Here is a 25,186-nt window from a genome sequence, read left to right on the forward strand (position 1 = left end):
TCCCCAGTGTGGTTCGACGGTTTCGATGAAGGCATCCGTCATGCGGGTGCCGCAGCCGGCCGCCGTCGGAGCGTCTCGCGCAGGACACCCAGTTGCGTTTCGTGCCAGGCCAGCGCCGCATCTCGCGCCGCCGCCCCTTGCGCGACACGATGCGCGCAGTCCGTCGCGAGCCGGACGAGCGCATCCGAAAAGCCCCGTGGATCACCATCCCGCACGACGGACACGCCGCGCAGGTCGTGTTCGCCGAGGCCGCGCGCACCGGTCCGCGTGCTGACGATCGGCACGCCGAGCGCCATGCTCTCGAGCAGCTTGATGTTGATGCCGGTGCCGAGCAGCATCGGGTTGATCGAGATCGGCGCGATCGCGAACGCGTCGCCCAGCTCGGCGACGATGCCGCGCTTGACGATGTGCGGCCCGCCCGGCACGGCCGCCGCGATCGTGCCGGCGAGATGCAGGCGAAACGCCGGCAACCGCGCGACGACGTGCGGCAGGATCTCGTCGACGAAGTACTTCACGGCATCGCGATTCGGCTGGTTGTCGCTGCCGAGAAAGGTCGCGTCGGCATGCGCGGCGCAGTCCACCTGCGGCGGAAACGCCAGCAGGTGGCTCAGGACCGCGACGGACGGCGTGTCGCCGCCGCCGAGGCGCGCCGCCAGCACGTCGCCCTCCTCGGCCTGGATGGCCAGCGCGACGTGCGCGCGGCGCAATCCGTCGCATTCCCGTTCCGGCGGAATCGAGAACATGTAGCGCTTCGCGCCGGCGCGGCCGATGAACGGCACGTGCCGGTCCGCGAAGATGTCGTGCGTGTCGACGACCTTCACGACCGTATCGGGAAACGCATCGAGCGCACGCGAATAGAACACGTACTCGACGAACACGGCGTCGAATGCATGGCGGTGCTGCAGCGCGCGCAACTGCGCGGAGAAGCTGTCGCTGAACAGTTCGTCGAGCCCCGTGTAATAGGCATGCCGGCTGCCGGCCGCTTTCGCGGCGAGGCGGCGCGCGAGCCACGCGACCCGCTTGAGTCGATAGCGCGCCAGCGCCAGTCCCGCACGGCGCAGTACCGACACGCGCTCGGCGCCGAACTCGTCGCGATGCGCGTCGAGATCCATGCCGCCCGTCTGGCGCGACTCGAGATAGACGAAATGCACGTCGTAGCCGAGCGACCTCACCGCCCGCGCGAGATTCAGCACGCGACTGCGGTTGCCGGCATTGACGGGAAACAGCGGAATGGGCGAAACGATGGCGACTTTCATCAGGCATTTCCTTTGAGCGGAACGGGCGGCGGCGCGCCGTCCGGCGCACGGTGACGAATGGCGACGAAAGCGCCCACGCGCACGGACTGTCCTCGCGCGAAGCCGACCCCGTGGACATAGACGCCTTTCTCGTGATCGGCGTCGTACGCGAACGGGCCGCCCGGCACGGGCAGCCACCGGAATTGCGCGTCGTCGAGCGTGCGCGCCGGCGTGTCGGTGCGCAGCGTCATCGGCGGATAGGCGCCGACACGCACGGCGGCGGCCCCCGCGCCGCCCCCTTCCGGTACGCGCACCGATGCGTAGAGGTCCCAGCGCCCGTCGCGCGGCAGCTTGTCGAGCTTGAGCTGGATCGCCCATGCGCCCGAATCGCCGCGAATCGCGATCGCCGCGCCATCGAGCGAACCCGGGTCGGCCACCATGCGCGCGCTGTCGTAGAGGTTCACGCGCGACACGTCGATCGCGCGCCAGTCGCCGTCGGCAAGACCCGCCACGAGCGGCGGCGCGACGACGGCATGCCGGTCGATATCGAGCAACGCGCCGAGTGCCGCGAGATTGCCGCTTTGCCGATACTGGCGGATACCCGCTGCCGAAATCGCCGCGTCGAGACGGGCGCGTCGCGCGCCGACGTCGAGATCCCAGCCGTCCTGTGCGGCGCGCGCCACATAGCGGTCGCGCAGCGCCAGAATCACGAAATCGAGCGGCACGCGCGTCTGGCGCACGCGCGCGCTGCGCACGGCATCCGCGTCGACGGCACGGGCGGCCGCGTCGAAATCGCGTTCCGACTGGCGAACGAAGTCGTACGTGTACATCGACATGCCGACCGGCGTCTGTTCGGCGAGCACGTCGCCGCTCGCGCGCAGCGCCGCATGCATCCGGTCGATATAGCGCATGACGGCCGGCGCTGCCGCGCCGTAATAGGCGTCGCAATATTCACGGACGAGCGCGCGCGGGTCCGCCGTCGGCGTCCAGAGCAACCGGGCGATCAGCCACACGCGCAGGCTCGCGAATTCGCCGCCGCGCGACTGCCAGTCGCCCTCCGCGAAGTAGCCGTCGACGTTCGGCAACGTGGCGAGCCACGCGATGCTGCGGCCGACCGGATAGAGATTCGGTGTCGGCTGCAGGTAGCCGCCGAAGTTCACGACGTGATCCCATACGGTGACGTGCCGCGCGATCTCGTTCCATTGCTTCAGGCCGTCGCGCAACCGCGCGTTGCGGTCCTCGTTCAGCGCCACGCTGTAGTCGACCTGGATCGTCATCGGATACACGCGCACGTGATCCGGAACCTGCATGCCGTCCGGCGGCGCGAAGCCCCAGTGATAGGCCGGCATCGCGAAGCGCGCGCCGGGCACTGCGTCCCGGACCTGCGCCGACACGCCCCGCACCAGGTCGAGAAACGCCGCCGACAGCGCGCCGCCATGCGCATCGGCGAACGCGCGGCTGGCCGCGTCCGGGTCCCAGCCCCAATCCATGTCGCGGATGCCGAACCAGATGCCGCCCGGATCGGGAACACGCTTCAGGCGCTTCACGATCTCGGCGGCCATCGTGGCGCGGACGTCGGCCGACATCATCGCGAGTTGCCCGCCCGCATACCAGGAGGGGTGGACACCCGCGTAGCGGTCGTGCGGCACGAGCGTCCAGAAGTCGGCGTCGCCGTCCCGCGCGAGCCAGCTGCGATCCCACATGTCGATCCCGGGCGGGGACGCGCGATACGACGTGCCGTGCGATTTGCCGTTCAGCAGGTTATGCGCGCGAAACGGCTCGTCCTCGCCTTCCGCGCTCAGCACCTCGCGGTACGCGAAGCGCGGAACCTGCCGGACCGGCGCCGCGTCGACGCGCAACTCGGCCTGCCGCGGCACGTCGGTCGCATCGGGCGCGAGCCACTTCACGCCGAGCTGGCGGTCGAGCCACCAGTACGCACCGAACAGCGTGCCGCGCGGGGTTGCGCCGGCAATGACGAGGTCGGTCCCGCTGCGGCAGATGACGAAGCCGTCGCTGCCCAGCCCCGCCGCGTTCGCCGCCCCGCATCGCTGCGCCGCGTGTTCGCCGCCGACGACGATGGCCGGCGCCCGGTCCCGGCTGTCGTCCGACACCGCGAACGACGCGCCGCTGATCCGCGCCAGGTAATCGGCAATCTCGTCCGCCGCATGGCGCGTGACGGCATCCGCCGCACCGGCGCGCACGCGGTAGCGTGCGACGCCGTCCCGGGCGAGCAGCACGCGCGACGCCGATGCCGATGCCCGCGCGTGCCCGCTGCCCGCATGCAGGTCGTGCGCCGGCGGTACGGTCCGCGCGCCATCGGCGCCCGCCGCGCCGAGCGCGGCCAGCGCGCACGCTGCGGCGGCCGCGGCACGCAGGGCGAAGCGATACGGCCGGACGCGCGTCATTGCCGGGCGATCCGCGACACGCCGGGCGGCAACGACAGCGGCACGTGGAACTTGCGGTAGAACCGCCACAGGCTGCGCAGATGATGCCGACCGGCGCGCGAGGCGGGGCTCGCCGCCGACTGCCGCTGATGCTCGTGCACGAGCGTGACGCCCGGCATGCCGAGCACGCGATAACCGGCCAGCCAGGTCCGCGCGCACAGATCGACGTCCTCCATGTAGAGGAAATACGATTCGTCCATGCCGCCGAGCGACTCGAACAGGTCGCGTCGCACCACGAACCCGGTTCCCATCACCCATTCGGCGTCGAACGGATTGCCGCACGACCACGCATCGATCATCAGATGCTGATCCATCCGCGCGCGGAAGCGGTCCGACCGGCCAAGCGCGGTGCGGCGCGCCAGGATGTCGAGCCAGCTGTAGAACCGTCGTGCCGAATACTGGCGCCGGCCATCGGGATACTGAAGATCGAGCCCGACGAGGCCGGCCTCGGGGCGCGTGTCGAACAGGTCCAGCACCCTGGCCAGCCCGTTCTCGCTGAAACGCGTATCGGGATTGACCACCAGCACGTAGTCGCGCCGGCATGCGGCCATGCCGAAGTTCACGCCCGAGCCGAAGCCGCGATTGCAGGCGGCACGCAACAGCCTCACGCCGCGCGGCAGCTCGCGACGCAAGCGCGCGTACGAGTCGTCCCGCGACGCGTTCTCGACGACGACGATATCGTCGGCGAGCGCGACGCGTAGCGCCGTCAACGACGCCACGCATCGAATCGTCAGGTCGGGCGTGCCGTAATTGACGACGATGACGCTGATTCTTCCTTCGGTTTCCATCGTGATACCCCGCGCCGTGGTGGATTGTGTCGGCCGGTTCGCCCGGCTCTGTGGGTTGACGTGCGCGTCAGGCCGACGCGCCGACCTGCTCGACGAGCTGCCAGAACCGGTTCGCCGACGTGTCCCAGTCGAACCGGCGGACCCGTTCGCGGCCCCGCGCGACGAGCGCGTCGCGTGATGCGGCCTCCGTGCCGAGCCGGCGCATCGCGACCGCGATGTCGACGACCGACAGCGGATTGACGAGCATCGCGGCGGGCCCCGCCACTTCCGGCATCGCCGACACGATCGACGTCAGCACGGGCACGTCGGACGCCATCGCCTCGAGGATCGGCAGGCCAAACCCTTCGTACTGCGACACGAAGGCAACGAACAGCGCGCCCCGATACAGCTTCGGCATCGCATCGTTCGGCAATACGCCTGCAAATACGAGGCCGTCGGCGCATCGGTGCTGCGCGGCGTGCGCGAGCAGTGCCGGATCGGGATCGCCGGTCAGCATCAGGCGCACGCCGAGCGGCAACAGTCCGCTCGCACCGAACGCCTCGATGAGCCGGTGCAGATTCTTGTAGTTGCGCCGGTTGCCCGGATAAAGAACGTACGGAAACGGATAGTCGAGCGTGTCGAGATTGCGCCGGTACGCATCGTCGGTTCCGTTGTGGATCACGTGAACGCGCTCCGGCGGCATGCCCGACCAGCGCAGGAATTCGTCGCGCGTGAACTCGGACACGCAGACGATCGCAGTGCAACGCCGGTACAGCGGCCGAAGGACGGTGTCGTAGTAGAGGCGATGCGCGCGTGTATAGAAGTGGCGATGCGTGAGGTCGTGCACGACGACGACCGACGGGAAGCCGGGCAACGTGGCCGGCACGAACCCGGGATTCCAGAACACCGCGTTGCGGGCCGGCAGCCGCCGCAGCGCCCGGCCCAACGCCAGCGGCGACAACGGGTGCGCGACACCGCCGCCGACCGCCAGCGGGGCGATGCGCACGGTCGACGGCGCGCGCTCGGCGTAGGCCGCCATCACGTTGTAGATGCCGGTGCCGACCGGCCAGCGCGTGTCGGTGTAGACCGTGAGGGGAGCGCGCCCGGCGCGCGCATCGATGTCGGTCGACGGAGAGAAGATCGTGCTCATCGCTCAGTCCATCCAGCCAAGCAGCCGATGCGATGCGGCGATCCAGTAGTACTTCGCGCGGCGGGGATTGCGGCGCACGCACGACAGCACACAGCCGGCCACGGGCCGCGCGATCATGTAAAGGACGTAGGCGAGCGGATAGCGATTGATGCGCAGCACATGCCCGAACCCGCGGTTGTAGCGCCGTCCGCGCGCATACGCATGCTCGTCGAGCACGGCGAGCGGCTCGGGATGATGGACGCGCAGATGCGGGTCGTAGTCGATCCGGCAGCCGGCCCGCAACGCGCGGACCAGGAAGTCCACCTCTTCCCCCGCCCCCCAGCGCGAGGTCGCGCCGACGCCCAGGTCGACGTCGAACTGCCCCGCCGCGGTCACGGCGGTCCGGCGCAGGAAGATCGTGTACGACGTCGCGCACACCCACACGTTGAAGCGGTTCACGGTCTGCGCGGCCGTCGCCCACCGCCCCTGCGACGGCCGGCCCGCGGCGTCGATGCTCATCCCCGTCACGCCGTCGATCGTCCGGTCGGCCGACAGGCGCGCCGCAACCGCATGGAGCATGCCGGGCCGATACCAGCAGTCGTCGTCGGGAAAGCCGACCACGTCGCCGGTCACGGCCTTCAGCCCGACGTTCGTCGCGCGCGACTTGCCCTTCGCCGATCGCAGGTGGACGATCGTCAGCCGGTCGCGATACCGGTCGACGATCCGCTCGACGCGGTCGTCCGGATTCTGGTCGACGACGATGACTTCGAGGTCGGCATAGGCCTGCAGCAGCAGCGAATCGAACATGCGCTCGATCTCGTCGCTGCGGCCGAGCGTCGCCATGATGAGGGAGAATTTCATCGAATATGCCCGGACGGGAAAAGGGATCGGGGCCGCGAGACGCGCGGCGCGGTGCGGGCTTTCCGGCGTGCCGCCCGCGAAGCGCAGGCGAACGACGCGAGAAAGCCGATGAACAGGTAAGACGTTTCGCTCTGGTGCATCGGGTTGATCAGCGACCACGCGGCGATCGGCGCCAGCACGACCATCGCGCGCCGGCCCTGGCCGAGGCCACCGAAGAACACCGCCCACGCGAGCAGTCCGATCGGGCCGGCGACCAGCATCAGGTCCAGCGGCGCGCAGAAGACGGCGCTCGTGCCCTCGCCGAGCCCGCGGACGGCCACGGCCGAGTGCGAGAAGTAGTGTTCGACGAAACCGAAGCCGTGGCCGATCCAGTCGCGGCCGACCAGCTTGATCGACTCCGTGAAGGCCAGCCCGCGCTCCTGCTGCAGCCGGACCTGCAACTGGTCGCCGGTCAGTTCGCGCGTGAACAGGTACAGATAGAACCCGGCCCCGACGGCCATCGTCAGCACCTTCGCGAACACGTAGCCGCGCACCTGGAGCAGGATCACGATCGCGCAGGCGATCAGCACCGTCTTCGATTCGCTCAGCAGCGTCACGACCAGTGCGAGCGCCACGAACTTCACGACGTCGGGAATGCGGCGCGGCGACTGCAGGAAACACGCGTAGGCCGTCAGGAAGAAGAACGCGGCAAACCAGTTCCGCTCCTTGAACGAACCGTGAATCGCGTTCTGCATGAAGTCGACTTTTTCGTACAGCACCGGGACGTTGAAGTACTGCAGTGCGTACTGAAACGCCAGAAATCCCGCGATCGCGACATAGCCGAACGGCAGCGGCCGCTGGCGCGCCCGCGCGCCGTAATAGCGGCCGATCAGATAGAACGCCGGCATCACGAACACGAATTTCACGATCTGCTCGGCCGCCTTGAAGTGCGGGTAGCCGGACAGGAACGTCGTCGACAGCGCGGCGCCGACGAACAGCGCGAAGGTCCAGATCTGCCACGCGCCGACCGGAATCCGCCGCCGCACCAGCAGCACCGGCAGCACGAGCACCGCGAACAGCTGGCCGAGCTGCGCGCCGCCGATCTTCAGGAACTGGATCGAGTTCAGCAGCAGCAGCGCGAGCAGCACCGCGTCCGCGAGATCGAAGCGCGCGTGCGGCCCGAGCGTCGCCGCACCGGACGACGACGCGCGCTGCCGCGGCACCTGCCGGACCAGGCCGTTCATGCCGCTTTCCTCGCCTCGCGCAACGCGATCAGCATCGACACGGTTTGCCGTGCGGCCTGACGACGCAGCATCCAGGTCGCGCCGGCATACGCGGCGACGAAGCAGACGATCCGCACCGCCAACCGGACCATGACCGGCACGCCGCCAAGGTGCGCGCCGAGTTGCGACACGAGCAGCGCGCAGCCGAGCGCGAGCAGATAAGGCGGCACGAGCCGGCCCAGCAGGCGGCCGGGATCGATCGACAGTTCGACGACGATGGCGCCGAAGCTGAGCGGCGTGATGCACAGCACCGCACCGACGTACAGCCATGCGAGCCCGGCGACGTCGTGCGACGGCAGGCACAGCATCGCGCCCAGCACCAGCGCGAGCTTGACGACCGTGAGCCACATCGTGACGTTGGGCCGGCCGCGCGCCGACAGGAATGCGCCGTTGACGAACTGGACCGTCTGGATCGCGCCGAGCGCCATCAGCGGCGTCATGATCGCGGCGCTGTCAGCCCAGCGCGCGCCGAACAGCACGATCGTGACGTCGCGGCTCAACACGGCCATCAGCACGAACAGCGGTGCCGCGGCCATCGCGGCCAGCGCCGTGACGTCGAGGTAGGTGGCCGCCATCTTCCCGGCGTCGTGCGCGACGCGCGACAGCACCGCGAGCGCCACGTCGGTCGCGGCGCGGCACAGCAGTTCCAGCGCGGTCTGGTAAAGCCGCGCGCCGATCGCGTAGAGGCCCAGCCCGGCCGCGCCGTACAGCGCGACGACGATCAGGTCCACGGTGCGCGTCGCCCACCAGTCGATCAGTCGCGCCGCAACGACATGGCCGCCGAAGCGCGCGATGGGCCAGAAAGTCGACGCGTCGCGCCGGCCGCGCGGACGCCACACCGGTCTGCGCCAGAGCCAGAGCGCGGACATCGTCATGAAGGTCGCCGCCTGCGCGATCAGGCTCCACGCACCGGCGCCCGCCACCGCCAGCGCGACCGCCACGGCGCCCGCGACGCTCACCGACACCAGTTGACGCACCGCCAGCGTACGGAAATCCAGCCGCCGCTTGTACAGCCCTTCCTGGAACGCACTCGCCGAACCGATCGGGACGAACACGCAGGCGACCCGCAGATACGGCGCGAGGCCGGGCACGCCCAGCCAGGTCTCGACGTGCCCGGCCAGCGCGAACAGCACGGCCGCGAGCACGACGGCCGTCGCGATCGACACGACGAACGGCCATTCGAGATCGTCGTCGTCGAGCGTCGCGCGCTGCACCAGCGCGTCGCCCAGACCGCCCTCGGCGATCATCAGGACCAGCGACAGCGACAGCGTGACGGCCGCCGCGAGCCCGACGTCGGCCGGGCCGAGCCAGCGCGCGACCAGCAGGTACGCGACCAGCGTGACGAGCTTGCCGCCCCAGGCCTGCACCAGCGCCCACGCGAGGCCGCGCACGGTGCGCGCACCGAGCCGCTCGCCGCCGTGCGGCGCATGGTCGTTCGCGGCGCGCAGTGCGAGGCCGCGCATCGCGGGCTCAGTGCGCGGTTTCATACGCGTATTTCCCTTCGCCATACGCGCCGTAGACGGCCTGGCGCCGCGGCACGTCGTTAAGCACGACGCCGCCGATCGCGATGCCCGCGTTGCGCAGGCGACGCTCCGCCTCGCGGATCTCCGGCATCGAACTGCGGCCATGCCGGACGCACAGCAGCGTCGTCGCGCCGTGGCGGCCGATCGTCGCCGCGTCGTGCAGCGCCAGGATCGGCGCCGTATCGACGATGACGATGTCGTAGAGCCGCGACGCCGTGTCGAGCAGCACCTTGAAGCGGCCGTCGTTGAACAGCTCCGACGTGCGCGCAACCGCACCGCGCGCCAGCACGTCGACGCCGGCGATCGCCGAGCGCTGGACGCCGCGCTCGAGCGCGCCGCTCGCGATCGCGTCCGGCAGGCCCGGCGCCGGCGGCAACCCGAAGTGACGGTGCGCCTGGCCGCGGCGGAGATCCGCGTCGATCAGCAGCACGCGCTTGCCGCCCGATGCGAACAGCGACGCCAGGTTCGCGCAGAGGAACGATTTGCCCGCACTGGGCTGCGGGCTCGTGACCATGATCACGTGGTGCCCCGACTCGGACATCGTGAACTGAAGTGTCGTGCGCAGGCTGCGGATCGCGTCGACGGCCACGTCCTCGGGAATTTCCGACGCGAGCACATGCGCGCCCTGCGTCGCACGTTGCTGGCTTCGCACGAGGCGTCGCTGCTCGCGGCTGTGCGGGACCACCGCATAGACCGGCACGCCCAGCGCCTGCTCGAGGTGCTCGGAATGTTCGACGCGCCCCCACACCGCCCGCTGCGCGAACGGGGCGGCCACGCCGAGGGCGATCCCGAGACACAACGACAGCGCGACCAGCAGCAGGCGCTTGGGCTTGACCGGCTTCACCGGCAGGACCGGCAGGTCGACCGCGCGCACGTTGCCGATCTCGCTTTGCCGGGCGATCTTCAGCTGCTGCGCGGTATTCAACAGGTTGGTGTACAGCTCGGTGTTGACGCGCACGTCGCGCAGCACCGCGAGCCCCTCCCGCTCCGTACTCGGCAACCGTGCTTCGAGCGCCTTCAGCTCCTGCGCCTTGCCCGCCAGTTCCGCCAGGTTGGCGTCGAGGGCCTGCACGGCCGGATGACCGTCGGCGAATCGCGCGATCAGGTCGATGCGCTTCTGCTTGAGTTCGAGCGTGCGCGTCTGGATGTCCACTTCCTGACCGAGCAGCAGCTTGCCCTGTTCGTCGAGATCGACCGTGCGCGTGCGCGAACGGAACGACGCGTATCGGTCCTCCGCATCCTTCAGCGTCTGCTCGACCGCCGGCATGCTGGCCTCGAGCGATTTGAGCGTCGCGGCGGCCTCCTCGCTGCGGTAATCCCGGTTCTGCGCGACATAACCGTCGACGACGGCCTTCAGGATGTCCCGGATGCGCGCCTTGTCGTCGCCCTCGAGCGTGACGGACAGGATGCCGGATTGCTTGGCCTTTTCCTCGACGGTCAGATCGTCCTGCAACCGGGACACCGCTTCGAGCTGCGGGATGCGCTTGAGCCGCAGCACCGTGCCCGGGCGCGCATGGAGACCGGCGACCAGCAGCGTCAGCGGCTGCCCCTTGAACGCCCCGTGCGCGGGCACGCCGACCGCGCCTGTCAGCACGACGTCGTCGTCCTCGTCCCGGAGCACGTAGCGACCGCCGCCTTCGGCGGTCACGGTGAACCAGAGTCCGTCCAGCACGTCGATGCCGTCGTGGCTCTTCGTGCCGGCCGTCTCGAACGTGACGACGTTGAACCGCTCGCCGCCCCAGGCAAACCGCGACAATCCCCACAGCGGCGGCGCCACGCCGTCGTCGCGGTAGCGGCGCGCGACCCAGCGGCCGATCAACGGGAAATAGCGCGGTTCGGCGATGACGTTGAGATGCTGCTTCGACACGACCTGGTCGATCACCATGCGCGCGCGCACGAGTTCGAGTTCGGCCGCGGTCGTGCTGCCGTTGTCGAGCAACGCCGCGATGTCGTGCAGCGGCGAATTGCCGGACGCCGTCGATTCGTTGACCTGAATCGTCGCGTCGACACGGTAGATCGGCGTCGCGAACACGGCATACAGCAGCCCCAGCAGGAACACGCCGGCCGCGATGCCCAGCACCAGCCGCCACCGCGCCAGCACGATGTCGACGTAGGACGAAAGGGGCGCCTCGTCGTACAACGCCGCGTCGTACAGCCGTGCTTCGGAAAGGTCTGTCATGGCGAATCCAGTGTCTCTCGGGTTCCGGCGGGTCATTTCGCGACCAGCGCGCCGGTCATGCCGGCATTGATGGCGGGCAGCAGCAGCGACAGCACGCGGCTGAGCCGGACGAGGCCGTTGCCGTCGACGTAGACGACGTCCTTCGGCGCCAGCCTGAAGTCGTTCGCGAGCACCATCGCGACCGGCGACTTCGCGTCGAGATGAAACACGTCGGGCGTGCTGGAGCCGCGACCGCGAATCACGTAGACCTGCGCGGTGTCGGCGGTGCCGCTGTTGAAGCTGCCGGCCTGCTGCAACGCATCGCCGAGCGTCAACGAGCCGTCGCGAAGCGGCAGCGCGAGCGTCGGCTTCGTGACCTCGCCCATCACGAATGCACCGCTGTCCTCGCGCGACTGCACGCGCAGCACGTCCCGGTTGCGCAACAGGATGCGGGCCGGGTCGATCCGCCGGGCGACGAGCTCGGACAGGTTCAGCACGTAATGCGCGTCGCCGCGCATCAGCTCGATGCGGCTTCGGTCGGCCGTCGGTTGCAGGCCGCCCGCGCGATCGAGCGCCTCGATCAGCGTCATCGGCACGTCGTTGATCGGCTGGCCGCCCGGATTGCGTACCTCGCCCTCGACGTAGACCTGCTGGCTGCGGTACGACGTCACGCGCACCGTGAGCTGCGGGTCGCGGAAGGTCTTCGTCAGCGCGACGCGAAACGCATCGCGAACCTCGGTCGTCGTGCGGCCCGCGACCGCGAGCGTGCCGACATACGGAAACTGCACGCTGCCGGTTTCGTCGACGACGAAGCCGTTGACGGGGTCGCTCGGTCGTTGCGTCGAGGACGACTGGCTCGTCGGCGCCGCGGCGGACAGCTCGGGGTGGTCCCACACCGTGATCTGCAACACGTCGCCGGCGCCGATCCGATAGCCGCCCTTCGCGCGCTCGCGCAACAGCGTGTCGATGTTCGCGGCCGCATCGCTGTCGTCGCGCATCGATTTCAGCAGGTTGACGTCGATTTCCCGGATCGGCACGTCGAGCGACCGTGCCGGCTCGCCGTTGCGCGCGCTGGCGACCGGCAGCGCCTGCGAACCGGTCATCCGCATGCCGGGCGCGACCGCGCATGCCGTCAGGAACATCGACAGCACGAGCGGAACCCACGCGCGGCCCCGTCTGCTGCCCGTCGATACCCCGTCAAATGATTTGCCCATTGCCGCCTCGTATGTCGCGCTGTCGTTCATTCCGTCCGTGGCGCATTGCTCACGGCTGTTTTCGTTGCGTCGATCGATGGCGCGAGTCGTCTCGCCGCCATCCCGCGCCGTCCGGTCGATTACCATGGCGAGCGGGACCACGGCGGCACGATGCCCGGCCAGTCGTCTGCCCTGCCTTCGGTCCCGCCGGGTGACCGAACCGGGACGCGTCGCGCACCGCGCGTGCGATGCACGGTCGGCATGCCCAGCGCGTCGATCGACAACGCACGCATGCGCCGCTCGATCGGCAGCGGTGCATAGGCGCCGGCCGACGGCACGGCGACACCGGACGCGACCGCCGGCTTCGCGATCGAACCGCGCCAGGGATTCGACGTTTGTGATGCGGGGTCCGCGAGCGTGGTGATCCACCTCGGCGGATGCGGTGCCACGTTCGTCGCGGGGCGCGCCGCCGGCGCGCTACCGTGCGCCACCGACGCACACGCCAGACCGACGAGCAGCGCGAAATGGCCGGCGCGATGTCGCATCAGCAGCCTCCCCGGGCGATGGCCGCGGGAATCCGCGCGATCCAGTGCGCGACCGCGCGCTCGATATGACGCGCCACCGCATCGAACACGTCCGCCGACTTGCCGACGGGATCCGCGATATCGCGCCTGGTCGCATGGTCGAGCTGGAATACGCGGCCACGCGCGAACGGGTAGCGGCGCTCGATCTCGCGGCATTGCGCGAACGTCATCGCGAGAATCAGCTGCGATGCGCGCACGTGGCCGAGATGCACCGGCTGCGCGATATGGGACGTGATGTCGAAGCCGCGCTCGCGCATGACGTCGATCGCGGCCTGCGCGGCCGGCCGCCCGGCCAGCGCGATCAGCCCGGCGCACCGCACCTGCACGGACGGCAGTGCGCGCGCCAGCATCGCGCTCGCCATCGGGCTGCGGCATGCATTGCCGTCGCAGACGACCAGAATGCGTTCGATCATGGCCGGGCTCAGTAGGCGTTCGGATGAACGAAGCCCTTCAGCACCGTGGCGGCGACGATCTTCATGTCGAGCCCGAAGGACCAGTTGCGCAGGTAATAAAGGTCGTGCTGCACGCGGCCGACCATCTTGTCGAGGTGATCCGTTTCGCCGCGATAGCCGTTGACCTGCGCCCATCCGGTGATGCCGGGCTTGATCCGGTAACGATGGATGTAGCCCTCCACGAGCGGCCGGTACAGATCGTCGTGCTCGATCGCGTGCGGTCTCGGCCCGACGACCGACATGTCGCCGCGCAGCACGTTGAAGAACTGCGGCAGCTCGTCGAGGCTCGTGCGGCGCAGGAACGCGCCGATGCGCGTGATGCGCGTGTCGCCGCGCGTGGCCTGGCGCACGATGCCCGCCTGTTCGGCATGCACGCGCATCGTGCGAAACTTGTAGATCCTGAACACGCGGCCGTCGGCGCCTTTCCGGACCTGCGTAAACAGCACCGGGCCCGGCGACGACAGCTTGACCGCGAGCGTGATCACGCCGAGCAGCGGCGCCAGCGCGACGAGCGCCGCGGCCGCGAACACACGGTCGAACAGCGCCTTCTGCATCAACGCGTGGTGCGACATCGGCGACGCCACCAGGTTGATCGCCGGCATGCCGACGAGATCCATCATCGTGCCGCCGAGCAGGGCGATGCTGCACATGTCCGGCATGAAGCGGATGTTGATCAGGTCGTCGCCGAACGTCTTCAGGACGCGCCGGATCGTCCGTTCCTCGGAGATCGGCAACGCGAGCCAGATTTCCGTCGCGCCTTCGGCACGCACGGCCGCGGCGAATTCGGCGAAATCCGCGATCGCCGGGATGATCCCGTTGGAGCGTCCCGCGGGATCGTGGAGCACGACCGGGCGGAACCCGCTTGCAGGGGACAGCGCGAGCGTTTCGATCACCCGCACCGCATGCGCGCCGTTGCCGACGATCGCCACCTTGCGAAGATTCAGGCCGGCATGCCGGACGCGCGCGAGCATCGTGTAGGCGGCCAGGCGGATGACCATGAATCCGCATCCGGCGATCGCCGTCCAGTAGACGAACCACAACCGCGACACGTGATCGACGCGATGCATCGCGAACAGCAGCACGAGGTTGCACGCCTGCACGGCGACCCATGCGGCACTGATGCGGCTGATCATCGCAATCCACGCGCGCCCGCGCCACGACTGGTACACCTGGCATGCCGGAAACACGGCCAGCGTCAGCATCGTGACGAACGGGACGACCATCGCGTCCGGCCGGCCGAGCGTATCGTCATCGAATCGCACATGCGACGCGGCCGCGGCCGCCAGCACCACGACGAGTGCATCGAGCAGGCGCGCAACTATCGACTGAACTCCGAACATGACTCTTCTCCAGGCGGCGCACGACGGCGCCGCATTTGTCGTCAAACGCGCCCGTATGCGTCGTCGAAACGCACGATGTCGTCTTCGCCGAGATAGCTGCCGGTCTGCACTTCGATGATTTCCAGCGGCAACCGCCCCGGGTTTTCAAGCCGGTGCCGCACGCCGATCGGGATGTAGGTCGATTCGTTTTCGCCGAGCAGGAACTGCTCGTCGCCGCGCGTGACGGTCGCGGTGCCTTTCACGACGGTCCAGTGTTCGGCGCGGTGGTGGTGCATCTGCAACGACAGCCGCGCGCCGGGATCCACCACGATCCGCTTGACCTGGAAGCGTTCGCCGCGATCGACCGAGTCGTACCAGCCCCACGGGCGCCGCACGAGCCGGTGCGTCTCCGCTTCCGCGCCCTGCTCGGCCTTGATCCGGGAGACCAGCGACCTGACGCCCTGAACGTGCTGCCGATCCACGACCAGCACGGCGTCGGGCGTCTCCACCACCGCCACGTTGCTGACGCCGACACACGCGACGAGCCGGCCTTCCGAATGCGCATAGCACGCGGTCGCGCCCTCGAACATCACGCGTCCACGCCCCGCGTTGCCGTCCTGGTCCTTGTCGAGCGCGGCCCAGACGGCGTCCCACGACCCGAGATCGGACCAGCCTGCGTCCAGCGGCACGGCGACGGCCACCGGCGGTTCCGCCATCGCGGACAGTCGTTCCATCACCGCGTAGTCGATCGAATCCGACGGGCTCGCGGCGAACGGCGCCGGCGCCGGGTGAAAGCAGCCGTCATCGGCATGGCCGTCGCGTATCGCGACGACGCACGCTGCATGAATGTTCGGCGCAAGCGCCTCGATGGCGCGCAGCCAGACGCTCGCCCGGACCACGTAAATGCCGCTGTTCCACCAGTGCGAACCCGACGCGACGTACTGCGCCGCGATTTCCGGCGCAGGCTTTTCGACGAACGCATCGAGCTGGAAGCCACCGGCGGCGCCGTCCAATGCGACCGCGACACCGGTACGCAGATAGCCGAAACCGGAATCGGCTTGCGTCGGCCGGACCCCGAGCGTCGCGATGCACCCCCGCTGCGCGTAGCGCACTGCGGTTTCCATCGCGCGTTCGAAGCCGGACGTGTCGTGGATCGCGTGATCCGCCGGCATGACGACCAGCACGGCATCGCCATGCTCGGCCAGCGCGAGCGCCGCGGCGAGCGTCATCGCGGGCGCTGTATCGCGACGCGCCGGCTCGACGACCATGCGCGCGCGAAGGTCGCTCGCCGCGAGCTGCCGCACCATGATGTGTCGATGTGCGTCGCCGCAGATGACCTGCGCATCGGCCAGATCGAATTTCGCACCGAGCCCGCTTATCCTGCGCAGCGTCGACTCGAGCAGCGTTTCCTCGCCGACGAGATGCGTCAGTTGTTTCGGGTGCTGCTCGCGGGACATGGGCCACAGTCTGGTTCCCGCGCCGCCTGCCAGGACCACCGGCACCACCGCGCCCGCGGCGACATGACGTCGATCCCGTGCACCCGGATCTTCATGGCACGTATTGTCCTCAAGCTCGATTTCGCTCAATTTCATGCACTCCTCAATATCCGGTTTTTCGGCACGCGATGCCCCCATCGCACTGCGCGGCCATGCAGGCTTCGCGCCCATTGCCGCGCCTGCGGGCATGTCCGCGCTGACGCCGGACATGCTCCACCCTCGGTATCCCGATGTATCGACAACATTCATCCCGGACGCCAATCGTCCATTGATGAATCAATCAATAAATTCGCATTCCTGCATGAAATCGAAGGCGTCGTTATCGGACGAACGGTTCGATTCCCGCCAGGAATCCAGACGTTGAACGGACTGCGGTTTGCTTAGGCGCACGCCCCCGCACCGATGCGCTGACGCCGCGAGGGCGTATCGGCACGGTTCGGCATGACGATGGAAATGCCGCGCCCGAGCCATCCCGAATGGATGGGCGCACGAACGCGATCGATCAAGTAAAGGCCCGGAATCGACCGCTTCGCCCCCGCGTCGCGTCCGGATATCGGAATGTGGATGTGATTCATGATTGGTCTAACGTTATGGTATTAACTACTTCGGCACGCACCATTTAATGCATGAACCATGCCATCGAGTCCCACATTTTTGCTGCAACGCAGAAAAACCTCGTTAAACCAATGACCTATGTCTGGAAGTGGAAAGGTATGATCAAATCGAAATAATCGAGTGCAACGTTTGCGCAAGTGAAACGCTCGCACCCGTTACGTAACGACGTGCCGTAACGCCCATCGGGCGGGAACGTGGTCCGGAACGCCCGGATCGCCATCATTGCGGAATGATTTTGTCCGGAAAACACCGATTGAATGGGCCGGCAAATGCGGTGCGCGCATCCGCGTGTTCGCCTTTCGCGGTATCCCGGCGTGGCCCGGCGCCGGCGGGGCACGCTGCCCGCGCCCGCCGTCAAACTGCTGGACGAATTGCGTCACCTGACAGGATCTTTGCGCAACGAACGGCAAAGCCTGTCTTGACGGCTGTGAATCGGACATGCCCTCCGTCCGATCCGCGTGTCGCTCGCGCATTTCACCGAGGTTCCGATGGAAACGGCTGCAGAGTCGCACCGGTAGCCTCGACGTCCGCGCGAACGCCGCCGCGCTCAATGCCCACGTCTTCAGAACCAGTCCGTACGATATGCCGATATGCCGTCGGCGAATGCCCGGACACGCGCTTGAACGCGTTACTGAATGCGCTTTCGGACGAATAGCCGAGCGACTGCGCAAGCAGCGCGACCGGGATGTTTTCGTCGCGCAAACGGCGCTCCGCAAGACGCATGCGCCACTCGCCAAGATAGGTCAGCGGCGCGACACCGGCGCTCGCCCTGAAGTGAGAAGCGAACGTGGTCCGTGACATCGCACACGCGGCGGCAAGCTCGTCCAGATGCCATGAACGTGCGGGATCGCCGTGCATCAGGCGCAGTGCGGGTGCGATGCGCGGGTTGCCGAACGCGCGCAGCCATCCCGTCAAGGACGCGGATGTTTTCAGATGGGCGCGCAGTATCTGAATGAAGAGCAGTTGGGAAAGCTGGGCCGATACGAGTTGCGCGCCAGGCAGATCGGCCGCGCGCTCTTCCACGAGTTGCTCGAGCAGCCAGCGGACCTTCACTGCCTGCGGCGAGACGGCCGGCACGTGAATCCATGGCGGCAGAACGTCCGACAGCAAGCTGCCGGTTACCGGATCGAGCAGTACGTGTCCGCCGATCTGCGCGAATTCATCTCCGCTGCCCAGTTTCACCGCCGACTTTCCGGCGCGCGAGAACAACGCCATCGCGTCGACGGGTGGCACGCAAGGATCGCTTGCGAGGACGAAGGACCGCTTTGCCGTCAGCAAGCCGACGTCACCGCTTCCAAAGCGGATCGGCGTTTCTTCCCCGTCGACGGAAATCCAGCACGTGCCCTTCACCACCGCAAAGAACTTGATCTTGTCGGGTGCCGGAAATCGAACGGCCCAGGCGCCGCCGGCGGAGAAGCCTCCCGTCGCCAGCGATTCGGCGCTCGTGAGCCTCAGGATGTCGGAGAAAGGGTCGTCACTCATCATCGTACTGTCGCGCAAGTAAATCGCACTATAGAGCATTAACACGCCGCGGGCCGGGCCTTGATTTTCCGGTGAGCAATCCGTCAGGCGCTTACCCTTCTCTGGCTTATTCGCGATGTGGATGACGCTGGACAAACATCAACAACGCTTCACGGAAGTGCGACGCGGCAGGGTTGTGCAAATCATGCCGGGTGACGAGATGCAACGGTGCTCGAAACGCACGATCGCCGGCCACACGGCAGTAGCGCACGCTTTCCTGATGGTAACGTTGCATCGACGCGGGCACGAGCGATACGCCGCCGCCCGCCGCCACGAGATTGATTGCCGTCACCATGCGCGGCACCTCTTCCGCGACGTGCGGCTCGAAGCCCTTCGCCTGACAAGCCCGAATGAAGTCCGCGTACATGCCGGGCGCACCGGGCCGACGCACGAAGATAAACGACTCGTTCGCCAGCTGTTTGAGCGGCACGGAACGACCGCCGATCAGCCGGTGCCCCACGGGCAGCACCAGCAACATGCGTTCTTCGGCGAGCAGTTCGAAGCGTAAGTCAGCGGGCGTGTCGACCGGTTTACGGAGAATGGCTGCATCCGCGCGGCCGTTCAACATCATTTCGATGATCTCCGCCGCATTCACCTCGCTCATCTCTATCGAAATCTCGGGGTACATGTCCCGAAAATTGCGAATGGCGGTAGGCGTGAGCGGGTGAAACGCAGCCGAACTCGTGAGCGCCACGCGCACCGTGCCGATCCGGCCTTGCGCCACTCGGCGCGCATGGACGACGGCGTTGTTCAGTTCGAGCAGCAGCGTACGCGCGCGCGCGGCGAAGATCTCGCCGGGCGCCGTCAACACGACGCCGCGCGGCTGCCGCACGAAAAGCGCGAAGCCGAGTTCCTGTTCGAGTTCCTGAATCTGCTGCGACAACGGCGGCTGCTGGATATGCAATCGCGCGGCGGCCCGAGTGAACTGCCCTTCTTCGGCGACGGCGAGGAAATAGCGCAGCTGTCTGAGTTCCATCGTTTGTCTGGTATATGCGTTGGATATGGCAACCGTGTCTCATCTGTATTTTACATTCAAGACGTCGACACGTACGCTTGCTTCAGAAGCCGGAAGAGAACCAAAGGAGACACATGCAATCCACCTTGCAAGCGGACGTGCCCGCGTCGGCAGCAACGGCGCTCAGCCGTTCGCAAACTCGCCGCGCGGTGCTCGCATCGGTCATCGGCAACGGCCTCGAGTGGTTCGACTTTCTCATCTACGGCTACTTCGCGAAAATCATCGCGCAGGTGTTTTTTCCTGTCGGCAACGGATTCGTGTCCATCACGCTGACGCTTGCGACGTTTGCCGTCGGCTTCGTGGTGAGGCCGCTAGGCGGCATCGTGATAGGCGCATGCGCGGATCGCTATGGGCGGCGCAAAACGTTGTCGCTGCTGATTCTGCTGATGGCAGCCAGCACGCTGATGATGGGCCTGACACCCGGCTACGCGGCGATCGGCATGGCCGCGCCGCTCCTCGTGATCGTCGCGCGCATTCTGCAAGGGCTCTCCGTGGGCGGCGAGTTCGCGACAGCGGCCGCGATGCTGACGGAATACGCGCCGCCGGGACGCAAGATGTTCTTCGGCAGTTTCCAGATGACGTCACAGGCCGTCGCGCTGCTCCTGTCGTCGCTATGTTCGTTCTTGCTCACCACGCATCTGTCGCACCAGTCGCTCGTGACGTGGGGTTGGCGCGTGCCATTTCTGCTCGGCGCGCTGGTTGGGCCCGTGGGCTTCTACATCCGGCACAAGGTCGGCGAGTCGCCGGAATTCGTACAGCTGCGGGAACGGCTTGGACATGCGCCACGCCAGTCGCTACGGATATTCATTCGCGAGCGTGGCGATGCGGCGCTCTGCGCGATGGGCGTCATCATCGTTGGAGCGGCAACCAATTATCTGTGGCATTCCTATATGCCGCTCTATGTCGAACACCAGTTGCACCTACCGCTCGAGAATGCGCTGTTCGGCACGGCGATCTCCGGATTGATCGGCATCGTCGGCTATCCGTTGGCCGGGAAGCTTGCCGACCGCTTCGGCGCATATCGGCTGTTCTTTCCGGTGACGATCGCCTGGGTATGCGCTGCCTATCCGCTTTTCGCATGGGTGCTCGCGGTGCCCTCGCCCGAACGCGTGTTCATCGCGCAGATCATCGCGACGGTCGTGCTCAGCGTCATGTCCGGCGCGCACCCCGGCATGCTGACGCAGTTGTTTCCGACGGCCATGCGTTCGACGGGCGTGGCGCTGTCGTACAACGTGGCCGTCACGTTGTTTGGCGGACTCGCGCCGCTCACCGTTTCGACATTGATCGACGTCACCGGCTCGCGCATCGTGCCGGCGTGGTATCTGGTGTTCGCCGGCATCGTCTCGTTGCTGCTGGTCGGGCTCACGTCGTCCGGGCGACGCTTGCGCCGCGAGCCCGACCTGTGGCCGGGTGACACGGCGTGAGCGTCGCGATGTGCGTTCCCCTGAACCGCGAGATGCGTCCACGTAACGAAGTACCCGTGAAGGTCGTCGCCGGTGAGCGGTTGACCGTTTCGACGTCACGCGGCGAAGCGAACGTGCCGCTGTTCACGGGTGGCAGCGTCGCGCCGGCAACCGCGACGCAGGTCGTCGTGATGCTGCACGGCCGATTGCGCGACGCCGACGCATACCTTCGATCGACGCAGCGCGCGCTCGACTCGTCCACAGCCGATGCGAGAAACGTGATGCTCGCCGTGCCGCAATTTCTCGCGACGGCCGACGTCGCGTATCACCGGTTGGCGGACGATTGCCTGCATTGGGAATGGACCTCGTGGATGGGCGGACTTGATGCAATCGGTCCAGCGCCGCTCAGCTCGTTCGATGTACTCGATGCGCTCATCGAACATTACGTTGAGCGCATGCAGAGCGGCCGCTACCCGAGGCTGCGCGAGATTGTGATCGCAGGACATTCCGGTGGCGCGCAGGTCGCGCATCGGCACGCGATACTCAGCAACGCGACGGCATGCTGTCTCGCACGCGGTGTGAAGGTACGTTACGTCATTGCGAATCCTTCGTCGTATGTGTACTTCGACGCGTGGCGTCCGCATGGCGAAGGCATCGATCAAACCGCATGCGCCGGATTCAATGAATGGAAATACGGCACGTCGCGACTTCCCCGCTATGCGGATGGACTCGACACGCAATCGCTCGAACGTCGTTACGTCGATCACGACGTCACCTATCTGCTCGGTACGCACGACGACGATCCGGCGCACCCGGCTCTCGACCGCTCCTGCGAGGCGATGATGCAAGGCCCGCACCGCCTTGCGCGCGGCCGCGCGTACTACGCCTATCTGCGCGCCCGGCATCCGGAATTGCGGCATGAACTGCATGAAATTCAAGGCGCGGGGCACAACGGCGATGCAATGTTCGTATCGCAGGCGGGCGTGTGCGCATTGTTTGGCCCCTCCGTTCGGCTCGCCGAATCTCGCGTCGAGCAGGAAGGCGGTGCGCTCGAATAGCAGTCAATTCATCTGGAGACGACGATGGACAACAGACCGTTGTGGTGGGCGCTCGCCCTTAGCCTGTGCATCAGCGCGTGCGGCGGCAATGAGTCGGGCGGCGGCGCTTCGGCAAGCGCGCCGCCACCGCCCTCATCTGCAACGCAATGCGCGGCATTGAACGGCCTGGCAATTCCGGCATCTTCGATTGCCGAGCCGACCGGCGGCGCCACGATCACGAGCGCGACGCTGGTGGAAACCGGCGGTGAATACTGTCAGGTGAATGGTGCAATCGCTCCCGTCGATCCCGCGGCGCCGTCGATCCGGTTTCAGGTCAATCTGCCGACTCACTGGAACCGCAAGGCGCTGCATTATGGCGGCGGCGGCTTCGACGGTACGCTGATTACCGGCGTCGACCCGCTCGACATGGCGCCAACGGGCACGCCGACGCCGCTTGCCAACGGCTACGCGACGTTCGGCGACGATTCCGGGCATCAGAGCTCCAGCATCACCGACGGCAAGTTCGCCGCCAATGACGAATCGCTTGCGAACTACGGCGGACTGAGTCTGAAGAAGACACACGACGTCGCGATGGCGCTCATCAGAAAGCGCTACGCGGGCGCGCCGGGCAAAACCTATTTCTTCGGCAGCTCAACGGGCGGTCGGGACGGGTTGAGCGAAGCGCAACGCTGGCCCGCGGACTATGACGGTATCGTCGTGAATCGCCCGGCGCTCAACTATACCGGGCTGCGTTTGAGCAACGTCGTGCTGGGCCGCGCACTCTACTTGAACAACGGCGCAGGCTGGCTCGATGTCGCCAAAACGGTGCTGCTGCAAAATGCCGTCATGAGCGCGTGCGATGCGCTCGACGGCGTCGCCGACGGCATCGTGTCCAACGTGGCGGCGTGCAAGGCGCAATCGGCGACGGTGCTGGCGTCCGTGCGCTGTCCGAACGGCGTGGATTCGGGCGACACCTGTCTGTCGGATGCGCAGATCGCGACCGTTCAGACCATCGCCGCGCCGTTGCAATTGCGGTATCCACTTGCGAACGGCGTGACGCAATACGCTGGCTACAACATCCTCGCGGGTTCGGTGTTCGCGGGGCCGTACACGACGCGCGATCTCGGCGAATCGAAAGTACCCGCCAATCCGGCAGGAAAGAAAGATGCGAACCAGTGGGTGACAGGCGATCAATGGGTCAAGTACTTCGTCACGCGCGTATCCACATTCGATTCGTTGACGTTCGATCCGGTCAATCCCGATCCGTATGCGTCGCGCGTCCAGGCGCTATCGGCACTCACCGATGCAACGAGCACCGACCTGAGCGCCTATGTCGCGAAAGGCGGCAAGCTCATCATGACGCACGGCCTTGCCGACGAAATCGTGAGCACCGACTCGAGCACCGACTATTACACCGGTCTGGTGCAGCGTTTCGGACAAGGGACAGTCGACGGCTTCGTGCGGTTTTATCTGATGCCGGGGGTCGGCCATGGCACGGGACCGTTTCATCCCGCCATCGATTCACTCTCCGCACTCGATGAATGGGTAGAAAGTGGCAACGCGCCTGAAACGCTGACGATGAGCGACCTCAACGCGGCCACGCTCGGCAGGACGCGCCCGTTGTGCCGCTATCCACTGTGGCCAAAGTATATCGGCGGCGATGTAAAGGCAGCGGCGAGCTTCCAGTGCACTCGCTCGTAGCGCGCGGCAGTTTTTCTCGTCATCGCCGTTGCCCGGTTTCACCGCCGACTTTCCGGCGCCCGAGCGCAACGCCATCGCGTCGACGGGCGGAACGCAAGGATCGCTTGCGAGGACGAACGACCGTTTTGCCGTCGGTAATCCGACGTCCTCGCTTCCAAAGCGATCGGGCGTTCGTGAGTCTCAGGATGTCGGAGCAGGAGCCGTCACTCATCATCGTACTGTCGCGCAAGTAAATCGCACTATGGAGCATTAACAAGCCGCAGGCCGGGTCTTAACCTTCGGTTCTTCGTCCGGGACAATCAACGACATGAACAGCAACATCAACGACGTATCGGTTCTCGTAACAGGCGGCACCGGCTTCATTGCACAACACTGCATCCTGGCGCTGCTGAATCACGGCTATCAGGTGCGCACCACCGTCCGCTCGCTCACGCGCGAGACGGAGGTGCGCGCCCAGCTCGAAACAGGCGGGGCACAGCCCGGAGACCGTCTGTCGTTCGTCGTGGCGGATCTCCTCTCCGACGACGGCTGGCAACAGGCCACTGCCGGTTGCACTTACGTCGTGCATGGTGCGTCGCCCACGCCCACCGGCACGCAGACGAACGAAGACGACTGGGTCAAGCCGGCCGTGGAAGGCACGCTGCGCGTGTTGCGTACGGCGCGGGACACCGGTGTAAAGCGCGTCGTGCTGACCTCCGCTTTCGGTGCGATCTGCGCCGGACACGGGCCCATGAGCCGCCCCTTCGACGAGACCGACTGGAGCGACCTGACAGGCCCCGACGTCTGGCCTTATCAGAAATCGAAGACCTTGTCGGAGCGCGCGGCGTGGGATTTCGTCGCGCGAGAAGGACGCGGCATGCAACTGTCCGCGATCAATCCGGTGACGGTTCTCGGGCCCGTGCTCGGCGACGACTATTCGCACTCCATCCGCCTGATCAGGGGCATGCTGGACGGCCAGCCCGGCAATCCGCGCATCAATACCGGCTTCGTCGACGTGCGCGATGTCGCCGACCTGCATGTGAGAGCCATGACGCACGAAGCCGCGAACGGCGAGCGCTTCATTGCCATTGCAGGCGAAAGCATGTGGCTCGCCGAAGTCGCGCAGGTGCTCAAAGCGCGCATGGGGGATGCCGCGCGCCACGTGTCCACCCGCGTGCTGCCCGACTGGCTGGTACGCATCGGTGCGCTCAGGGATCCGGCGCTGCGAGGATCGCTGCCGCTGCTCGGCCGCAATCTGAACGCCACCAGCCAGAAGGCCAGCAGCTCGCTCGGCTGGGCGCCCCGCCCGCGCGAGGACGCCATTGTCGCGACGGCCGAAAGCCTCGTGCGCCTCGGGCTGCTGCGTGATGCCGGCCGGCGATAGCATGCGCGCCGCCTGCCTCCGCCGAGATCTTGTTTCGGCCTGACGATACGACGGGCAATAGAATGCGCTGCCGGGGCCTCTCGGCGACGTGCGGAGCGTTTACGGAAG

General features: G+C 67.0%; 20 protein-coding genes. 4 read left to right on the plus strand and 16 right to left on the minus strand.

The genetic code is table 11. From position 1 onward, the window contains the following. Window positions 1–38 precede the first annotated feature (38 nt). From HWX14_RS36495 to HWX14_RS15005, 16 genes are all read right to left on the minus strand, one after another. Window positions 39–1,256: a glycosyltransferase family 4 protein gene (locus HWX14_RS36495; RefSeq protein WP_244130230.1), complete on the minus strand. Its 1,218-nt coding sequence runs from the start codon at window positions 1,254–1,256 to the stop codon at window positions 39–41. Further along, a complete protein-coding gene (locus HWX14_RS14935; RefSeq protein ID WP_175883415.1) occupies window positions 1,256–3,640 on the minus strand; it encodes a DUF4838 domain-containing protein in 2,385 nt (794 codons plus the stop codon). Before HWX14_RS14935 ends, HWX14_RS36495 begins: the two co-directional genes overlap by 1 nt. Continuing rightward, window positions 3,637–4,467 carry a glycosyltransferase family 2 protein gene (locus HWX14_RS14940; RefSeq protein WP_175883416.1) on the minus strand — a complete coding sequence of 277 codons (831 nt, stop codon included), beginning with the start codon at window positions 4,465–4,467 and terminating at the stop codon, window positions 3,637–3,639. Before HWX14_RS14940 ends, HWX14_RS14935 begins: the two co-directional genes overlap by 4 nt. A gap of 67 nt (window positions 4,468–4,534) precedes the next feature. Then, window positions 4,535–5,596: a glycosyltransferase family 1 protein gene (locus tag HWX14_RS14945; protein WP_175883417.1), complete on the minus strand. Its 1,062-nt coding sequence runs from the start codon at window positions 5,594–5,596 to the stop codon at window positions 4,535–4,537. Between the two features lie 3 nt (window positions 5,597–5,599). Next, window positions 5,600–6,436 (minus strand): glycosyltransferase family 2 protein, encoded by an 837-nt coding sequence (locus HWX14_RS14950; protein WP_175883418.1) that lies wholly within the window; start codon window positions 6,434–6,436, stop codon window positions 5,600–5,602. Further along, entirely contained in the window at window positions 6,433–7,659 is a 1,227-nt protein-coding gene (locus HWX14_RS14955; RefSeq protein ID WP_244130231.1) for a hypothetical protein, read from the minus strand. The genes HWX14_RS14950 and HWX14_RS14955 overlap by 4 nt, the downstream gene beginning before the upstream one ends. Continuing rightward, complete coding sequence (locus HWX14_RS14960) at window positions 7,656–9,185, minus strand: oligosaccharide flippase family protein (RefSeq protein ID WP_175883419.1); 1,530 nt, start codon at window positions 9,183–9,185, stop codon at window positions 7,656–7,658. The genes HWX14_RS14955 and HWX14_RS14960 overlap by 4 nt, the downstream gene beginning before the upstream one ends. Continuing rightward, a complete protein-coding gene (locus tag HWX14_RS14965) occupies window positions 9,169–11,400 on the minus strand; it encodes a polysaccharide biosynthesis tyrosine autokinase (RefSeq protein ID WP_175883420.1) in 2,232 nt (743 codons plus the stop codon). Before HWX14_RS14965 ends, HWX14_RS14960 begins: the two co-directional genes overlap by 17 nt. 32 nt (window positions 11,401–11,432) lie before the next feature. After that, window positions 11,433–12,593: a polysaccharide biosynthesis/export family protein gene (locus HWX14_RS14970; RefSeq protein WP_175883421.1), complete on the minus strand. Its 1,161-nt coding sequence runs from the start codon at window positions 12,591–12,593 to the stop codon at window positions 11,433–11,435. A 119-nt stretch (window positions 12,594–12,712) separates the two neighbouring features. Further along, window positions 12,713–13,117 (minus strand): hypothetical protein, encoded by a 405-nt coding sequence (locus tag HWX14_RS14975; protein WP_175883422.1) that lies wholly within the window; start codon window positions 13,115–13,117, stop codon window positions 12,713–12,715. Further along, a complete protein-coding gene (locus HWX14_RS14980; RefSeq protein ID WP_175883423.1) occupies window positions 13,117–13,569 on the minus strand; it encodes a protein tyrosine phosphatase in 453 nt (150 codons plus the stop codon). The genes HWX14_RS14975 and HWX14_RS14980 overlap by 1 nt, the downstream gene beginning before the upstream one ends. Window positions 13,570–13,577: 8 nt before the next feature. After that, entirely contained in the window at window positions 13,578–14,948 is a 1,371-nt protein-coding gene (locus tag HWX14_RS14985) for an undecaprenyl-phosphate glucose phosphotransferase (RefSeq protein WP_175883424.1), read from the minus strand. A gap of 41 nt (window positions 14,949–14,989) precedes the next feature. Beyond that, window positions 14,990–16,519, minus strand: coding sequence for a mannose-1-phosphate guanylyltransferase/mannose-6-phosphate isomerase (locus HWX14_RS14990; protein ID WP_175883425.1), 1,530 nt, complete (start codon window positions 16,517–16,519; stop codon window positions 14,990–14,992). A 284-nt stretch (window positions 16,520–16,803) separates the two neighbouring features. After that, on the minus strand, window positions 16,804–16,998 hold the full coding sequence (locus HWX14_RS14995) for a hypothetical protein (RefSeq protein ID WP_175883426.1): 195 nt from the start codon (window positions 16,996–16,998) through the stop codon (window positions 16,804–16,806). Between the two features lie 514 nt (window positions 16,999–17,512). Then, a complete protein-coding gene (locus HWX14_RS15000; protein ID WP_175883597.1) occupies window positions 17,513–18,559 on the minus strand; it encodes an AraC family transcriptional regulator in 1,047 nt (348 codons plus the stop codon). Between the two features lie 67 nt (window positions 18,560–18,626). Continuing rightward, on the minus strand, window positions 18,627–19,535 hold the full coding sequence (locus HWX14_RS15005) for a LysR family transcriptional regulator (RefSeq protein ID WP_175883427.1): 909 nt from the start codon (window positions 19,533–19,535) through the stop codon (window positions 18,627–18,629). A gap of 113 nt (window positions 19,536–19,648) precedes the next feature. Between HWX14_RS15005 and HWX14_RS15010 the strand changes: the two genes are divergently transcribed. The 4 genes from HWX14_RS15010 (at window position 19,649) to HWX14_RS15025 (ending at window position 25,078) form a co-directional block, all read left to right on the plus strand. Beyond that, window positions 19,649–20,998: an MFS transporter gene (locus tag HWX14_RS15010; RefSeq protein ID WP_175883428.1), complete on the plus strand. Its 1,350-nt coding sequence runs from the start codon at window positions 19,649–19,651 to the stop codon at window positions 20,996–20,998. An 8-nt stretch (window positions 20,999–21,006) separates the two neighbouring features. Then, window positions 21,007–22,035, plus strand: a complete 1,029-nt coding sequence (locus HWX14_RS15015; protein WP_175883429.1) for a hypothetical protein — start codon at window positions 21,007–21,009, stop codon at window positions 22,033–22,035. A 24-nt stretch (window positions 22,036–22,059) separates the two neighbouring features. Further along, window positions 22,060–23,715, plus strand: a complete 1,656-nt coding sequence (locus HWX14_RS15020; RefSeq protein ID WP_175883430.1) for a tannase/feruloyl esterase family alpha/beta hydrolase — start codon at window positions 22,060–22,062, stop codon at window positions 23,713–23,715. 307 nt (window positions 23,716–24,022) lie between these two features. Further along, window positions 24,023–25,078, plus strand: a complete 1,056-nt coding sequence (locus HWX14_RS15025) for an aldehyde reductase (protein ID WP_175883431.1) — start codon at window positions 24,023–24,025, stop codon at window positions 25,076–25,078. Window positions 25,079–25,186 lie beyond the last annotated feature (108 nt).

Source organism: Burkholderia sp. BCC0044, assembly GCF_902832955.1.
GTDB lineage: Bacteria > Pseudomonadota > Gammaproteobacteria > Burkholderiales > Burkholderiaceae > Burkholderia.

What these genes read in the sequence shown, in the direction of transcription:
- HWX14_RS36495 (WP_244130230.1), bottom strand. Translation starts at nt 1,256, where the DNA reads ATGAAAGTCGCCATCGTTTCGCCCATTCCGCTGTTTCCCGTCAATGCC.
- HWX14_RS14935 (WP_175883415.1), bottom strand. Translation starts at nt 3,640, where the DNA reads ATGACGCGCGTCCGGCCGTATCGCTTCGCCCTGCGTGCCGCGGCCGCC.
- HWX14_RS14940 (WP_175883416.1), bottom strand. Translation starts at nt 4,467, where the DNA reads ATGGAAACCGAAGGAAGAATCAGCGTCATCGTCGTCAATTACGGCACG.
- HWX14_RS14945 (WP_175883417.1), bottom strand. Translation starts at nt 5,596, where the DNA reads ATGAGCACGATCTTCTCTCCGTCGACCGACATCGATGCGCGCGCCGGG.
- HWX14_RS14950 (WP_175883418.1), bottom strand. Translation starts at nt 6,436, where the DNA reads ATGAAATTCTCCCTCATCATGGCGACGCTCGGCCGCAGCGACGAGATC.
- HWX14_RS14955 (WP_244130231.1), bottom strand. Translation starts at nt 7,659, where the DNA reads ATGAACGGCCTGGTCCGGCAGGTGCCGCGGCAGCGCGCGTCGTCGTCC.
- HWX14_RS14960 (WP_175883419.1), bottom strand. Translation starts at nt 9,185, where the DNA reads ATGAAACCGCGCACTGAGCCCGCGATGCGCGGCCTCGCACTGCGCGCC.
- HWX14_RS14965 (WP_175883420.1), bottom strand. Translation starts at nt 11,400, where the DNA reads ATGACAGACCTTTCCGAAGCACGGCTGTACGACGCGGCGTTGTACGAC.
- HWX14_RS14970 (WP_175883421.1), bottom strand. Translation starts at nt 12,593, where the DNA reads ATGGGCAAATCATTTGACGGGGTATCGACGGGCAGCAGACGGGGCCGC.
- HWX14_RS14975 (WP_175883422.1), bottom strand. Translation starts at nt 13,117, where the DNA reads ATGCGACATCGCGCCGGCCATTTCGCGCTGCTCGTCGGTCTGGCGTGT.
- HWX14_RS14980 (WP_175883423.1), bottom strand. Translation starts at nt 13,569, where the DNA reads ATGATCGAACGCATTCTGGTCGTCTGCGACGGCAATGCATGCCGCAGC.
- HWX14_RS14985 (WP_175883424.1), bottom strand. Translation starts at nt 14,948, where the DNA reads ATGTTCGGAGTTCAGTCGATAGTTGCGCGCCTGCTCGATGCACTCGTC.
- HWX14_RS14990 (WP_175883425.1), bottom strand. Translation starts at nt 16,519, where the DNA reads ATGAAATTGAGCGAAATCGAGCTTGAGGACAATACGTGCCATGAAGAT.
- HWX14_RS14995 (WP_175883426.1), bottom strand. Translation starts at nt 16,998, where the DNA reads ATGAATCACATCCACATTCCGATATCCGGACGCGACGCGGGGGCGAAG.
- HWX14_RS15000 (WP_175883597.1), bottom strand. Translation starts at nt 18,559, where the DNA reads ATGCTCTATAGTGCGATTTACTTGCGCGACAGTACGATGATGAGTGAC.
- HWX14_RS15005 (WP_175883427.1), bottom strand. Translation starts at nt 19,535, where the DNA reads ATGGAACTCAGACAGCTGCGCTATTTCCTCGCCGTCGCCGAAGAAGGG.
- HWX14_RS15010 (WP_175883428.1), top strand. Translation starts at nt 19,649, where the DNA reads ATGCAATCCACCTTGCAAGCGGACGTGCCCGCGTCGGCAGCAACGGCG.
- HWX14_RS15015 (WP_175883429.1), top strand. Translation starts at nt 21,007, where the DNA reads ATGTGCGTTCCCCTGAACCGCGAGATGCGTCCACGTAACGAAGTACCC.
- HWX14_RS15020 (WP_175883430.1), top strand. Translation starts at nt 22,060, where the DNA reads ATGGACAACAGACCGTTGTGGTGGGCGCTCGCCCTTAGCCTGTGCATC.
- HWX14_RS15025 (WP_175883431.1), top strand. Translation starts at nt 24,023, where the DNA reads ATGAACAGCAACATCAACGACGTATCGGTTCTCGTAACAGGCGGCACC.